14 protein-coding genes are annotated in these 14,348 nt (G+C 59.4%); 6 read left to right on the top strand and 8 right to left on the bottom strand.

From position 1 onward, the window contains the following. Positions 1–82 precede the first annotated feature (82 nt). From ACL2XQ_RS13755 to ACL2XQ_RS13735, 5 genes are all read right to left on the bottom strand, one after another. Positions 83–940, bottom strand: a complete 858-nt coding sequence (locus ACL2XQ_RS13755) for a transporter substrate-binding domain-containing protein (RefSeq protein ID WP_410015102.1) — start codon at positions 938–940, stop codon at positions 83–85. 63 nt (positions 941–1,003) lie between these two features. Next, positions 1,004–1,729, bottom strand: a complete 726-nt coding sequence (locus ACL2XQ_RS13750; RefSeq protein WP_410015101.1) for an ABC transporter permease — start codon at positions 1,727–1,729, stop codon at positions 1,004–1,006. Next, positions 1,729–2,445, bottom strand: coding sequence for an ABC transporter permease (locus tag ACL2XQ_RS13745; RefSeq protein WP_413739324.1), 717 nt, complete (start codon positions 2,443–2,445; stop codon positions 1,729–1,731). The genes ACL2XQ_RS13750 and ACL2XQ_RS13745 overlap by 1 nt, the downstream gene beginning before the upstream one ends. Before the next feature lie 46 nt (positions 2,446–2,491). Then, positions 2,492–3,952 (bottom strand): M20 family metallopeptidase, encoded by a 1,461-nt coding sequence (locus ACL2XQ_RS13740; protein WP_410015099.1) that lies wholly within the window; start codon positions 3,950–3,952, stop codon positions 2,492–2,494. A gap of 236 nt (positions 3,953–4,188) precedes the next feature. Beyond that, on the bottom strand, positions 4,189–4,554 hold the full coding sequence (locus tag ACL2XQ_RS13735; RefSeq protein ID WP_413740523.1) for a winged helix-turn-helix transcriptional regulator: 366 nt from the start codon (positions 4,552–4,554) through the stop codon (positions 4,189–4,191). A gap of 148 nt (positions 4,555–4,702) precedes the next feature. Here ACL2XQ_RS13735 and ACL2XQ_RS13730 point away from each other — a divergent pair, with 148 nt between their 5' ends. The 4 genes from ACL2XQ_RS13730 (at position 4,703) to ACL2XQ_RS13715 (ending at position 8,936) form a co-directional block, all read left to right on the top strand. Then, positions 4,703–5,476: an SDR family oxidoreductase gene (locus ACL2XQ_RS13730; protein WP_413728422.1), complete on the top strand. Its 774-nt coding sequence runs from the start codon at positions 4,703–4,705 to the stop codon at positions 5,474–5,476. A gap of 90 nt (positions 5,477–5,566) precedes the next feature. Further along, positions 5,567–6,184 carry a glutathione S-transferase family protein gene (locus ACL2XQ_RS13725; protein ID WP_413739323.1) on the top strand — a complete coding sequence of 206 codons (618 nt, stop codon included), beginning with the start codon at positions 5,567–5,569 and terminating at the stop codon, positions 6,182–6,184. Positions 6,185–6,354: 170 nt separating this feature from the next. After that, positions 6,355–7,968: an inorganic phosphate transporter gene (locus ACL2XQ_RS13720; protein ID WP_410015096.1), complete on the top strand. Its 1,614-nt coding sequence runs from the start codon at positions 6,355–6,357 to the stop codon at positions 7,966–7,968. A gap of 194 nt (positions 7,969–8,162) precedes the next feature. Next, positions 8,163–8,936, top strand: coding sequence for a DUF3750 domain-containing protein (locus ACL2XQ_RS13715; protein ID WP_410015095.1), 774 nt, complete (start codon positions 8,163–8,165; stop codon positions 8,934–8,936). Here ACL2XQ_RS13715 and ACL2XQ_RS13710 read toward each other — a convergent pair. Next, entirely contained in the window at positions 8,890–9,540 is a 651-nt protein-coding gene (locus ACL2XQ_RS13710; protein ID WP_413739322.1) for a YceI family protein, read from the bottom strand. The two genes, ACL2XQ_RS13715 and ACL2XQ_RS13710, sit on opposite strands and share 47 nt — an antisense overlap. Before the next feature lie 239 nt (positions 9,541–9,779). Here ACL2XQ_RS13710 and ACL2XQ_RS13705 point away from each other — a divergent pair, with 239 nt between their 5' ends. Next, positions 9,780–10,802, top strand: a complete 1,023-nt coding sequence (locus ACL2XQ_RS13705) for a PfkB family carbohydrate kinase (protein WP_410015093.1) — start codon at positions 9,780–9,782, stop codon at positions 10,800–10,802. A 70-nt stretch (positions 10,803–10,872) separates the two neighbouring features. On the opposite strand, the gene gap is transcribed toward ACL2XQ_RS13705, so the two are convergent. Together gap and ACL2XQ_RS13695 are read right to left on the bottom strand one after the other, a co-directional pair. Continuing rightward, complete coding sequence (gene gap / locus ACL2XQ_RS13700) at positions 10,873–11,874, bottom strand: type I glyceraldehyde-3-phosphate dehydrogenase (RefSeq protein WP_413722859.1); 1,002 nt, start codon at positions 11,872–11,874, stop codon at positions 10,873–10,875. 201 nt (positions 11,875–12,075) lie between these two features. Continuing rightward, complete coding sequence (locus tag ACL2XQ_RS13695) at positions 12,076–13,131, bottom strand: alkene reductase (RefSeq protein ID WP_413730436.1); 1,056 nt, start codon at positions 13,129–13,131, stop codon at positions 12,076–12,078. A gap of 241 nt (positions 13,132–13,372) precedes the next feature. Here ACL2XQ_RS13695 and ACL2XQ_RS13690 point away from each other — a divergent pair, with 241 nt between their 5' ends. Next, positions 13,373–14,251: a hypothetical protein gene (locus tag ACL2XQ_RS13690; protein ID WP_413739321.1), complete on the top strand. Its 879-nt coding sequence runs from the start codon at positions 13,373–13,375 to the stop codon at positions 14,249–14,251. Positions 14,252–14,348: the final 97 nt, after the last annotated feature.

The following is a 14,348-nucleotide window of genomic DNA, read 5'->3' as shown; positions in this document are numbered from 1 at the left end:
AACGCCCGAATAGGCGGCAAAAAAGACAAATATTCGGGGTATCGAAAGAAGAGAGTCCCGGCCCGGCGGCCGGGAAAGGGCTTTATTGCGGGGTAGTATCCATACCGAACCATTTCATGGTCAGCGTTTTCAGCGTGCCGTCCTGCTTGGCGCTGGCAATGGCCTCGTCAAACATCTTTTTCAGTTCCGGATCGGTTTTGCGGATGCCCACCGCCGATCCGCTGCCCAGGATACCGCCGATAAACTGCGGGCCGGCCAGGACGATATCCTGGTTGCCGGGCTTGGTCTTGGCGCCGTTCAGATAGGTGACCGAGGCGAAGACCATATCCACCCGGCCGGATTTAAGATCAAGATCGTGCTCTTCGGTGGTTTTATATTCGCGCACCGTCACCACGCCTTTTAAATATTTTTCCAGGAACTGCTGGCCGATGGAGGAGCCTTGCACGCCGATGATTTTGCCTTTAAGCAGCGGGGTCAGTTTGTCCAGTTCGGCTTTTGCGCCCGCTTCATCGCTGGTAAGCGAAAACCGGGTTCCCAGGTCCGGCAAGGCGGCCAGCGGACTGTTTTTCAGCACCGCGAAGGTTTGTCCCGCATTACTGTAGGAGGCAGAGAAATCAATGATTTTTTTACGCGCCTCGGTGGCGGACAAACCGTCCATGATGGCATCGAATTTTCCGGCGTTCAGCGCCGGGATGACGCCGGCAAAGGGCTGTACGATAATCTGGCATTCCACTTTCATTTTTGCGCACAGCACTTTGTAGAGATCGATTTCAAATCCATCCAGGGTACCGTCGGGTTTGGTAAAGTTATATGGCCGGAACGCCCCTTCGGTGGCGATTTTCACCACCGTCCATTTTTTCCCCTCTTCGGCATGACCGCCGAAGCTGGTCGCCAGAGTGGTGGTAATGCACAACGCGCGTACCAGGTTTACCAATTTCATTGTTTAACTCCTGTATCAATGGGGAAAAATTCGCCTTGCGGCGCAAAAAAGGTTCGGGATGAATCAATGCGCATTCTCCAGCGGCTTTTTATCGACCGTGGCGACGCGCGCGCGCAGATGCGGGGTCAGTCGGTATTCCAGCCACATCACCAGCCGGGTAATGATCAGATTGATCAGCAGGTAAATCAGCCCCGCCACCAGGAAGACCTCCAGCGCCCGGTAGGTGTTGGAAATGATTTGCGCGGCGATGCCGGTAATGTCCATCAGGGTGATGATCGAGGCGAGGGAGGTGGATTGCACCATCGAAATCAGTTCGTTGCCGTAGGCCGGCAGCGCCTGGCGGATCGCCATTGGAAACAGAATGCGCCGTACCACCAGCAGGCGGCTCATGCCGCAGGCGCGCGCGGCCTCCAACGCGCCATGGGGCACCGAAAGCAGGCCGCCGCGCAGGATCTCGCTGCCGTAGGCGGCGGTACACAGCGACAGCGACAGCAGCGCGCAGCCATAAGGTTCGCGCAGGACGGGCCACAGCACGCTATTGCGCACCGCCTCAAACTGGCTCATGCCGTAATAAATTAAAAACAGCTGCACCAGCAGCGGCGTTCCCCGCAGGCAAAAAACATAAAACCGCGCCGGCGCGCTGAGCCAGATAAAGGGCGAGAGCCGGGCCAGCGCCAGCGGGAAAGCCAGGCAAAAGCCCATGGCCACCGAGTAAAAAGCCAATTTCAGCGTCAGCGGGATGCCGGGGATCAGCTGCAAAAAGGTCTCCCAAAGAAATGCCACGTCCATCAGCGTCTTACCCCGCGCGAGTAGTAGGTTTCAGCTTTACCTAGTGACCAGCCCGAACAGGCGGAAATCACCAGATACAGCAGCGCCGCGGCACAGTAGAAATCAAAGGGCTTGCCGGTGGAGCCGGCGCCGGTTTGCGCTTTGTTCATCAGTTCGGCCAGGCCGGTCACCGACACCAGCGCCGCGGCCTTGAGCACCAGTTGCCAGACGTTGCCCATGCCCGGCAGGGCGTGGCGCAGCAGCAGCGGGATAATAATGCGGCGCATGCGCACGGACGCGGTCATGCCCAATGACGTGGCCGCCTCCAGCTCGCCAGGCGCAATGGTCAGGAACGCGCCGCGAAAGACCTCGGTCTGCTGTGCGCCGGCGGCGATGCCTACCGCCAGCATGCCCGCCAGAAAGCCGGGGAAACTGATAAACTGCCCATCGCCGAACAGCCTGCCCAGCGATGTCAGCGCCTGGCTGCCGCCAAAATACAGCAGATAGATAATCAGCAGGTCCGGGATGCCGCGGATAACGGTGGTGTAGATATCGGCGACACAGCGCACCGGCCGGTTGCCGCTAATCTTTGCCCAGGCGAACAGCGCGCCGATAATGCCCGCCAGCAAAAAACCCGACACCGCCAGGGCTACCGTCATCAGCGCGCCGGACAACAGCATCGGCCCCCATCCCTCAGGGCCAAAACTCAGGGTCTGGAAAAAACCTAGCTCCGCCATGCTATCTCCTTAGCGTTTAATCGGCAGCCGGCCACAATGGCGCTCATCAGTGGCTGCCGGGAAAGGGAGGCATGACATCGTCGGGGATCGGATTGATAAACGGCGTACCGTTCAACTGGCGCAGATGCTCTTGTTTCGCCGCCGCGATAAGCGCCGGCTGCTTTATGAGGCTGATGGCCGTGCTGGCCATGATTTTGGCCGCATGGGTCAGGCCTTTGTGGGCCAGCGTGGATTTGCCCTGCGCCACCAACTGCCACGAGTGCCCGGGGGTGCCGATGGTATAGGTGGCGCTTTGCGCCTGCACGGTCGGGACCACCCAGCTGACCGAACCCACGTCGGTGGAGCCGATCATGGTGCTGGCCGGCCGATCCAGGGGCAGCACATAATCGCACAGCGTTTCCCCAGGCGCCATGGCCTTGCCCGCGCGGTGAAACGCGCTGTGGATTTCCTCGGCGGACATGGTTTGCTGAAACCGGGCCGCATAGGCGTAATCGGCCTCATCAAAGCCCGGTCCGCCGAGCAGTTCAAGGTGCGACTGCATCAGTTCTTCCAGCACCGGGTTCGCCACCAGATTGGCATCGCCGCTGAGGATATTGCGTTTCATGGTGGTTTCGGTCATCAGCGCCGCGCCCGCGGCCACTTTGTCGACCCGCGCCAGGAGTTCCAGCAGTTCGGGCAGGGTACGGGTACGCACCAGATAACGCACGGTCGCCTTCGCCTGCACCACGTTCGGCGAAAAGCCGCCTGAATCGGTAATGGCATAATGGATGCGCGCGCTGTTCGGCATATGTTCGCGCAGGTAGTTGACGCCTACGTTCATCAGCTCAACCGCGTCCAGGGCGCTGCGGCCCAGGTGGGGCGTGGCCGAGGCGTGGGAGGCGCGGCCGTGAAAATGGTAGTTGATTTCATTGCAGGCCAGGGAATTGGGCTCCTTGACGCAGTTAAACGCGCCGGGATGCCAGCAGATGGCGATATCCACGTCATCAAACAGGCCAGCGCGCACCATAAAACCCTTGCCCGCGCCGCCTTCCTCCGCCGGACATCCGTAAAAGCGCACCCGGCCGGCGATGCCCTCGGCGGCCAGGTAATCCTTGACCGCCGTCGCCGCCAGCAGCGCGGCGGAGCCCAGCATATTATGACCGCAGCCGTGGCCGTTGCCGCCTTCTTCCAGCGGCAGCGGCTGGGTGGCATCCGCCTGCTGGCTCAGGCCGGGCAGGGCATCGTATTCGCCGAGAATGGCAATGACCGGGCCGCCCGCGCCCGCTTCGCCCATCATGGCGGTCGGCAGGCCGGCGACCCCCTCGGTCACGCGAAATCCCTGCGCTTTCAGGATCTCCAGATGCGCCCGAGAGGATTTTATTTCGGTGTAGTTCACCTCGGGCGTGGCCCATATCCGATCGCTGAGATCGCAAAATATCGTCTTTTTCTCATCAATTAACGACCAGATCTGATGCAACAACGCGTTGTCGACGGTCCCTTTCTCTTCATTGATAGTGCGCAACGGCATGACAGCGATCCTTAAACGGCAGTGAATGAACTTATCTATACATGTACAACTGCAAAGCAAGATCGAGGCCAGTTATGTTCGCCGCGCGCAGGGCGCCGCCGCCGCGCAAGCGGCCCGGAGTGGCATTAAGGGAAAGGGGGGTGTACTAAAATGAGGCAGGCGGGCGGGCGGTGCGCGATAAGGGTGCAACGGCGCGCGACAATGCGGGATAAGCGTGCAACGCCGCGGATCCCGCCTTAACCGACATCCGCCGCATCCTGCGCCGGCGCTGATAAATGCTCGCGCTGCTCCGCCCAGGTCAGCAGCGCGTCAAGGGCGGGACACAGCGCCTGCCCCCATGCCGACAGGCGGTATTCCACCTTCGGGGGTACCTGGGGATAGACGTGGCGCAGCACGATGCCGTCGCCTTCCAGCTGACGCAACTGCTGGGCCAGCATTTTCTGCGATATGGTCGGGATCAGTTTCTCCAGATCGGAATAGCGTCGCACCTGTCCGCCGAACAAATGAAACAGGATCACCAGCTTCCAGCGGCCTTCCAGCAGCCGCAGTACGTTTTCCACGCCGACGGCGGCGGTCACGGGCGTATAGGTGTGCTTTACCATTTGGTTAGTCACTTACTTTTTCGTGCGTTCTTGCGGTAAGGAAAGTATATGGCGATACTCGCGCTATGGCAACGTGATGTGCGGTCACGATGAAAACGGCGCATTTGTTTCGTCGCTGAGGCACGCTTAATACACCGGAGAGCATCTTATGGATTTAGAACTGAAAGACCAGCGCGTGCTGGTTACCGGCGGCACCAAGGGTATCGGCGCCGCCGTGGTCGCGCTGTTCCGCCAAAGCGGCGCTAACGTGATAACCACGGCGCGTACCCGCCCGCCGTCGCTGCCCGACGGGATGTTCGTCGCCGCCGACGTGACGACGCCCGCGGGCTGCGGCGCCGTCGCCGCCGCCGTTAACGACAGGCTGGGCGGGGTGGATATTATCGTTCATGTCCTGGGGGGCTCGACGGCCCCGGGCGGCGGCTTTGCCGCACTGGGAGATGATGAATGGCATCAGGCGCTTGATCTCAATCTTTTCCCGGCGGTACGGCTCGATCGCGCCCTGCTGCCCGGTATGCTGGCCCAGGGCCGCGGGGTGATTATCCACGTCACGTCTATCCAGCGCCAGCTGCCGCTGCCCGAGTCCACCACCGCCTACGCGGCGGCGAAGGCGGCGCTGTCCACCTACAGCAAGAGTCTCTCGAAGGAAGTCAGCCCCCATGGCGTACGCGTGCTGCGGGTTTCCCCCGGCTGGGTCGAAACCGAGGCCGCGGTGGCGATGGCGCAAAGGCTCGCCGCACAGGCGGGAACCGATTATGACGGCGGTAAGCAGATTATCATGAAGTCGCTCGGCGGCATCCCGTTGGGCCGCCCGGCGCAGCCCGGGGAAGTGGCCGATCTGATTGCGTTCCTGGCTTCCGCGCGGGCGGCGTCGATTACCGGCGCGGAGTATGTTATCGACGGCGGGACGGTGCCCACCGCCTGATGACCATCGGGTACGCGGCGCCGGGCCATTTTGCTTATTTCGCGCTACAGTTATCACCATCAACCACGTTATAGCAGGCATGAGGTGATCATGTTCACACTGTATGGCGCGCCGGGCGCGGGATCGGCAATTGTTGAAATCATGTTCGCCCTGGCGGGCGAGCCTTATCAATGGGTAAATGTCGACGGCTATGATCGGCCGGGCGCGGCCCGGGATACCCTGGCCGCGCTCAATCCTTTATGCCAGGTGCCGACGCTGGTGCTGGACGACGGCGGCATCATGACCGAAAGCGCCGCCATCGCGCTGCTGCTGCTCGATAGCCACCCCCGTCTGGCGCCGGCGGCCGGCACCGCGGATCGCCGGCAATTCTACCGGTTGCTTGTTTGGCTGGTGGCGAATGTCTATCCCACCTTTACCTATGGCGATTATCCGGAACGCTGGGCGCCAGGGCAGCCCGGCGAACTGGTCGCCAGCACCGACCGCTACCGCGAACGTCTTTACCTGTGGCTGGAAACGCAGCTGGGGGCGGGGCCGTATTTATTCGGTGACGTTGTAACATTAATTGACGCTTACTGGCCGGTGCTTGTCCATTGGGGGCCGAGAAAACCCTGGTTTAAACAGCATACGCCGCGGCTGTTCGCCATGGCCGAACACGTAGGCCGGTTACCCGAATTACAACCCATCCTGAAAGCCAATACCCTGGTGTAGGCGGGGCCGGCGCCGGCTGTTCAGCCTGTTGCGCCGGCGGCGCGGCGCTTAATGGCCGCCCGGTAAATCGGCCGTCATCAAAAATTCATCTTAACCCTGAATAATGACCCGACACGCTCAACATGTCGTTGACAGGCATCCAGCACGAGAATGCGAGACAGGGGATTATTATGAGTGATAATAGCGCTGCCCGATCCAGCCTTTCCTTTGACAGCGGCAAACCCAAAATTTACCAGAAAAACAGCCGATCGTCCGTGGTGTTATTCGTCTTGCTGCTGGTGCTGGGCATCGCCTTTGCCGGCGTCAATCTGTTTAACGATGTTTCCGATGCCGGCGCCACTTATACCAGCTATGTGCCGTTCTTATTGCTGGGGCTGGCGCTGTTAATCGCCCTGGGCTTCGAGTTCGTCAATGGCTTCCATGACACGGCCAACGCCGTGGCAACCGTGATTTATACCCATTCGCTCTCGCCCATGGTCGCCGTGATCTGGTCCGGGTGTTTCAACTTCCTCGGAGTGTTGCTGTCCAGCGGCGTGGTCGCCTTCGGCATCATTTCCTTGCTGCCGGTGGAATTAATCCTGCAGGCGGGAACCGGCAGCGGCTTCGCCATGGTCTATGCCCTGTTGTTCTCGGCCATTATCTGGAATCTCGGCACCTGGTGGCTGGGCCTGCCGGCGTCCTCGTCCCATACGCTGATTGGCTCCATTATCGGGGTGGGGGTCGCCAATGCGCTGATCCACGGCCGTACCGGGACCAGCGGCGTGGATTGGTCGCAGGCCATAAATATCGGCTATTCCCTGCTCTTATCGCCGGTCATCGGTTTTGTCTTTGCCGCGCTGCTGCTGCTGGTAATGAAAGTGCTGGTTAAAAATCGCGCGCTGTATACCGCGCCGCAGGGGAATTCGCCGCCGCCGTTATGGATACGCGGCCTGCTGATTTTAACCTGCACCGGGGTGTCGTTTGCCCACGGCTCCAACGACGGCCAGAAAGGGATGGGGCTGATTATGCTGATCCTGGTCGGCACCGTGCCGATTGCCTACGCGTTAAACCGCTCGATGCCGCCGGAACAAATACCGCGCGTAGCCGCGCTGGCGACGGCCACGCAGCACGAACTGCTGCGCCAATTCCCCGCCGGCGGCCCCCAACCGGCGGCCCGCGCCGTCCTGACCGGCTATGCCCGCACCAACACCCTGACGCCGGCCGTCATTCCCGCGCTCGCCGGCCTGGCCGGGGCCATTGGCGCCGAACTGAAACAATATGGTTCGGTAAACGAGATACCGGCCCGGTCGGTATCCAATACCCGTAACGATATGTACCTGGCTTCGGAAACCATTAAGCGCCTGAAATCGGAAAAACAGCTCAATCTATCCCCTGGCTCCCGACAAAACCTGGACGCCTTAAAACACGAGCTGGACGGCGCAACGCGTTATATCCCGTTCTGGGTCAAGGTGGTGGTGGCCATTGCCCTGGGTCTGGGCACCCTGGTGGGATGGCGGCGTATCGTCGTCACGGTGGGAGAAAAAATCGGCAAGACGCACCTTACTTACGCCCAGGGCGCCAGCGCCGAACTGGTGGCCATGACCACCATCGGCGCGGCGGATGCCTTCGGGCTGCCAGTGTCCACCACGCATGTTCTGTCATCCGGGGTCGCCGGGACCATGGCGGCCAACAAATCCGGCCTGCAGATGGGCACCCTGCGCAACCTGCTGATGGCCTGGGTATTGACCCTGCCGGCGTCAATCCTGCTTTCGGCCGGGCTGTACTGGATTTTTAATCATTTCTGAGGCGCCTTGCCGCCGGGAAAACACCCACCGTAATTATCCTCTCGCCCCGGTTGCCGAAAACACCTCGCTGCCGGGGCCATCCTGTCCGCCCCGCTGATGCGTATATTTTGTACACGCGCGCATAAGCGCTTATATTATTCCTGACATGCCCCTTATTACCCCTAACCGGGGGTCGGCCGGCTGACAAAGGATATATGGGCTCTCTAAAACTACTCAGTATTGGGTTTCTCTGCGTGTTATTACTGTCTTTCGGGCAGAGTCTGGCCAAGGCAGCGCTGGCGGGCGACGTTTTTTCCGGCGGCGATTGGCGGACGGCACGGCGCGATTCCACCGGGATGGCGCCGGATCCGGTACAGCTGCGCGACACCGCCATCGTGCAAATCTATGCCGCGCCCACTTTTGGCTGGCGTGGACTCGTGGCCGTCCATCCCTGGATTATTTTTAAGCCGGCGGGAGCCAGTCAATACAGCCGCTACGAGGTCATCGGCTGGGGCGGCATTGACGCGGTGCGCCGTAATTACACCCTTCCCGACGGATACTGGTTCGGCGCGCGTCCGACGCTGCTGGTGGATCATCGCGGCGCCCATGCCGAGGCCATGATCCCGCGTATTGAAGCGGCGATCAAACGCTATCCCTATGGCCGCACCTACCGCAGCTGGCCCGGCCCAAACAGCAACACCTTCCTGGCCCATATCGGCCGGGAAGTGCCGGAGCTCAAGCTGGACCTGCCGGCCAATGCCATCGGCAAGGATTTCCGTTCCTTGACTCATCCTGTCGGGTTGCCTCCTTCCGGCAAAGGCCTGCAGGTATCGTTGCTGGGCGTGCTGGGCTTTACCCTGGGCGTGGAAGAGGGCGTCGAAGTCAATATCCTGGGATTAAACCTGGGGGTGGATATTCTGACGCCGGCGCTGCGGCTGCCGTTTATCGGCCGGCTTGGCCTGGGCAAACAGGAAAAGGATGACAGCTGACAACGGCAAGGGCCGATGCGGGCGTGCCGGATGGCACCGAGGGGTCGGGCAGGGTGACCATGATATGAATGGCGATCCGATCGCTGACCATGGGAATAAAGCGCGTCATGGCAAAGGCCGACCGCGCAATGGCGGTGTCGGCATAAAAGGTCAAATGGCGTTCGCCGGACCGGGGGTCGTTAAGGGAGACCAATTTTGCCGCCAGGATAACCGGGTGGCTAATGGTCTTGATGTGCAAGGTGCCGAACACCTTATACTGGTCTTTGCCATCCGCCACCACGCGGCTGCTGGTAAACGTCGCGTTGGGGTAGCGGGCCTGATCGAAAAATAGCGGACTTTTAAGCTCAGCGGACAGTATCCCGTTATGGGCATCAATATTGCCCACGGGGATAGTCACTTCCACCCGGGCATTGCCGTCCTGCCGGGGATTAAGGTCCAGCCGTCCGGTTATGCCGGTAATATCCGCATGGGAATTGCCCGCGCCCAGGACTTTCCACGATAAGACCACGGCGGTGGGTACGGTATTGATGTCGTAGTGCAGCGGGGCCGCCGCGGCGGCGGCGCAGACTAACAATAACGGTAATAGCGATAGAAAGCGCGGCATGGGTAAATCCTCAACGAGGGCAACTGGGGAGTTAACACCTCAGGCGGCGCTTTTATTCATTTTACCCACCCAACGCCGTCCCGCCCTGGCGTTCAGGCCGCCGCGGCCAGGGGAACGGCGCCCTGGCGTGGTTAATTTTTCGCCAAATACAGCGTTTTTTTACCTTTAATCAAGCTTGCGCCCGCTTTTTATCTGCATAGTGTCGTCTGTAAAAATCATTTAAGGATACGGAATAAAGCATGAAAGTATTAACGTTGGGAGAAATGATGTTGCGATTGAAGCCGGTCGGCAACAATCGCATTATGCAATCAGATGTTCTGGAAGCAACCTATGGCGGCGCCGAGGCCAACGTGGCCGTGTCCTTAGCCTTGTTAGGCGACGAGGTGGCCTACTTAACCAAATTACCGGCTAATTTGCTGGGGGAAACCGCGCTGTCGACATTGCGCAAATACGGCGTTGATACCACGAAAGTCCTGCGCGGCGGCAATCGTTTAGGCATTTATTTCCTGGAAAAAGGCGCCAGCGTGCGGTCCACCAATGTGGTCTATGACCGGGCGGGCAGTGCTTTCGCCGAGGTCACACAGGCGGAATTCGACTGGGACGCGATTTTCAGCGATATCGATTATTTTTATTTTTCCGGCATCACCCCGGCCATTTCAGCCGAATTAGAGCGGATTGTCACCGCCGCCTGTGAGTATTGCCAGGCCCATGATATCCCGGTTATTTGCGATATGAATTACCGCGGTAAAATGTGGTCGCCTGAAAAAGCCCAGCGCGTCATGTCGACGCTGATGCCCTATGTCGCGATTTGCATCGCCAATGATGAAGATTTCGCCGCAACGCTCGGGATTGATGCTTTTGACGGCGATATGTCGCGTGGCATCGATCAAAAAGAGTCCTTCAAAGAGGGCATGCTGGCGGTAACGCAAAAATACCCGGACTGTAAAATCGTGGCCAGCGTCTTGCGCAACATTCATTCCGTGGAAGACAGTCAATGGATGGGCCTGTTGCTGAAAGACGGCGCGTTTTACGAGTCCACCGCCTATAAGATGCATGTCATGGAAGGCGTCGCGGCGGGCGATGCGTTTGGCGCCGGCTTAATGCATAGCCTGCTGCATAACTTCGCCGCCCAGGAATGGATTGATTTTGCGATTGCCGCCAGCGTCTTAAAACTGACCGTCAGCGGCGATTTAAATCTGGTGCACGAATCTGAAATCCGCGCGGTAATGAAAAAAGGCGGCGGGGCGAGCCTCAATCGCTAACCGACGGTCTGGCTTGATTCACCCTCTCCTTGACCTTCTCCTGCGGGGGACGGCGGGGAGAGGGCGAAAATCAGTACGCCGCCACTTTATCCAGCACCCGCACCAACTGGGTGACGAAGCCGTACTCATTATCGTACCAGGCGACGGTTTTCACCAACTGCACATCGCCCGCCTCGCTGATTTCCGTTTGGGTCGCGTCGAATACCGAGCCGAAGTGGGTGCCGACGATATCGGAAGACACAATCTCCTCGTCGGTATAACCGAAAGATTCATTCCCCTCGGCCGCTTTTTTCATGGCGTCATTGACTTGCTCGACGGTGACTTTTTTCTCCAGCACCGAAACCAGTTCCGTAACCGAGCCGGTAATGGTCGGCACCCGCTGGGCATGGCCTTTGAGTTTGCCCTTTAATTCCGGGATCACCAGGCCAATCGCCTTCGCCGCCCCGGTGGTATGCGGGATAATATTTTGCGCCGCCGCGCGCGAGGCGCGCAGGTCTTTACCGCGCGGGCCGTCGACCAACGACTGGGTGCCGGTATACGCGTGGATGGTGGTCATGGTGCCCACTTTGATGCCGAAACTGTCGCTCAGGACTTTAGCCATCGGCGCCAGGCAGTTGGTGGTGCAGGACGCGACGGAAAGAATCCGGTCTTCCGCCGTGATGGTGTCGCAGTTGACATTAAAAACAATGGTTTTCATATCTCCGGCCGGCGCGGAAATCAGTACTTTTTTCGCTCCCGCGTCCAGGTGGGCCTGCGACTTTTCGGCGGAGGCATAAAACCCGGTGGATTCCACCACGATTTCCACGCCAAGGGTGCCCCAAGGGATATTCTTGGCGTCTTTTTCGGCATACACGATGATTTTTTTATCGTTAACGATAATCGCGTCGTCGGTATAATCCACCGTACCGTCAAAATGGCGATAGCTGGAATCATGCTTTAACAGATAGGCCAGGACCTTAGGCGAGGTAAGATCGTTGATGGCGACGATCTCTACTTCGCTGCGGGTTTCCAGGATGCGCCGCAACACCAAACGTCCTATACGGCCAAAACCATTAATACCAATCTTTTTCATCTCATAATCCTCATATAAATATGTCGGCTATCTAGCAAAAGATCAAAACTGGCACCTGCCTCCTGTGGAGTCAAGATGGATAAATTCTGAAAGCCAGGCCGTTATCCGGCGGCGCTGCGGATCCTGCGCACGGCCCGCCGCCGGTCGCCGGACGGCGGGTTTATGCTGTGGCGGCTGCTTGAGACGGCATCCCCGTTGCCTTCAGGCCAGGGCGGGGTAATCGGTATATCCGGTGCCGCCTTCGGCATAGATCGTCTGCGGGTTAAGCGGGTTAAGGGCGGCGTTTTGCTTAAAGCGCCGCACCAAGTCGGGATTGGCGATATACAGGCCGCCAAACGCCGCCGCGTCGGCCTCGCCCTGGCTTATCAACGCTTCGGCGGACGCTTTGGTTAAGCCTTCATTGGCAATCCAGGCACCGGAAAAAGTTTTCCTTAAGTCCGGTCCGAAACGGTCCGGAAAAGTCAATGACTCACGGGCGAAGATAAACGCCAGCCGCCGTTTATTCAGTTCCTCGACCACATAGCTGAACATGGCTTTGGGATTGGAATCATGCATTGAGTAAGAGCTGGACATTAAATTAAGATGCACGCCAAACCGTTCCGCCGGCCAGACCGACAATAAGGCATCGACGGTTTCCAACAGAAAACGCGCCCGGTTGGCGATGGTGCCGCCGTATTGATCGGTGCGTTTATTCGAACCGTCATGCAGGAACTGATCAAACAGATAACCGTTTGCCGCATGGATTTCAATGCCGTCAAAGCCGGCGCGCCGGGCATTTTCGGCCCCACGGCGGAAATCCGCCACGATGCCGGCTATTTCTGCGGTTTCCAGTGCGCGGGGGACCTCGTAGGGTTTTTGCGGCCGCAGCACGGAAACATGGCCTTCCGGCGCGATGGCGCTTGGCGCCACCGGCAATTCTCCGTTCAGATACACCGGATCGGATATCCGTCCCACATGCCATAACTGAATGACAATTTTGCCCCCGGCCTGGTGCACCGCGTCGGTCACCTCGCGCCAGGCGGCCACCTGTTTTTCCGACCAGATTCCCGGCGTATTGGGATAACCCACGCCCTGGGGCGATACCGACGTGGCTTCAGTCAGGATAAGACCGGCACTGGCGCGCTGGACATAGTACTCTTTGGTGATGGCGCCGGGGCTGCGCTCGTCGACGGCGCGCATGCGGGTAAGCGGGGCCATGACGATACGATTGCTCAGTTCAATGGCGCCGATATTAATGGGGTCATACAAGGTTGGCATAGGTTTTCCTGTCGCTATATCAGTCATTTATTGGTTTCATTCTAAACCCTAAATGATGAGCAGGGTGTTACTGCATGTGCGGTACGCCATCCCCATTCGGCCGGGCAATTACCCGTCATCGCGGGCATAAAACCATAAGCAGATTTCTCCTAGTTCACAGGCCGGCGCATTCATCTCAATATCGATTTCTGTTATATTGGCGATCTAGATCACAAAAAGCACTAAAGGATGATACCGCGCTATGATCAACCGTTTCACCCTCGCCGCCATTGCGGCTGCTTTTGCGCTGACCGGCTGCGTAAAACACTCATTTGACGAACCCGCGGCTGACAAACCTGCGGCAGACTTTACCACTGGCCCGACGCTTGTCACCGTGACGCATGTGCCCGCCCGCACCGCGGATGGCGCGACCATCTATGTTACCGTCGACGGCAGCGACGCCGGCGCTCTGGCCACTGGCGAAAGCGTAGCCCTGCATGTACCGCCGGGCAAGCATCAGATCGGCGGTTACGCCCGGTCGCTGGTTGGCCATGTCACCATTCCGCCGGTGCAGATCACCACCACGACCACCAGCGCGAAACACATCGCTTATACCGTAGTGAAGAGCAAACCGGTGTTTACCGAACTGAAAGACGATCCGGTCCCGCAGACGACGGCGGCGCAGACTAGCGCAACGCCGCAGACGGCGGCGGCACCGCAGGCTACCGCGACGCCGCAGACGACAGCGACACCGCAAACAACGGAAACATCGCAGGCAACCGCGACGCCACAGACAACAGCGACACCGCAGGCAACGGAAACATCGCAGGCTACCGCGACGCCACAGACGACAGCAACGCCGCAAACAACGGAAACATCGCAGGCTAGCGCAACACCGCAGACGACAGCAACGCCGCAAACAACGGAAACATCGCAGGCAACCGCGACGCCGCAGACGACAGCAACGCCGCAGGCAGCGGAAACATCGCAGGCAACCGCGACGCCGCAGACGACAGCAACGCCGCAGGCAACGGAAACATCGCAGGCAACCGCGACGCCGCAGACGACAGCAACGCCGCAGGCAACGGAAACATCGCAGGCTGCCGCGACGCCGCAGACGTCCGAGACATCACAGCAATAACGCAATGCCGGCGGCACCGGCCCCGGGTTATCGCCTCAATTCAGGTTACGATAAACGAGGGCCGGCGCTGGAGAAGGCGGCGTGATAGCGATGGCGT

The sequence above is a fragment of the Sodalis sp. RH14 genome (assembly GCF_047324285.1).
Lineage (GTDB): Bacteria > Pseudomonadota > Gammaproteobacteria > Enterobacterales > Enterobacteriaceae > Acerihabitans.
The sequence above is the reverse complement of the archived record's forward strand: the minus strand, read 5'-3'. Positions and strand labels throughout refer to the sequence as shown.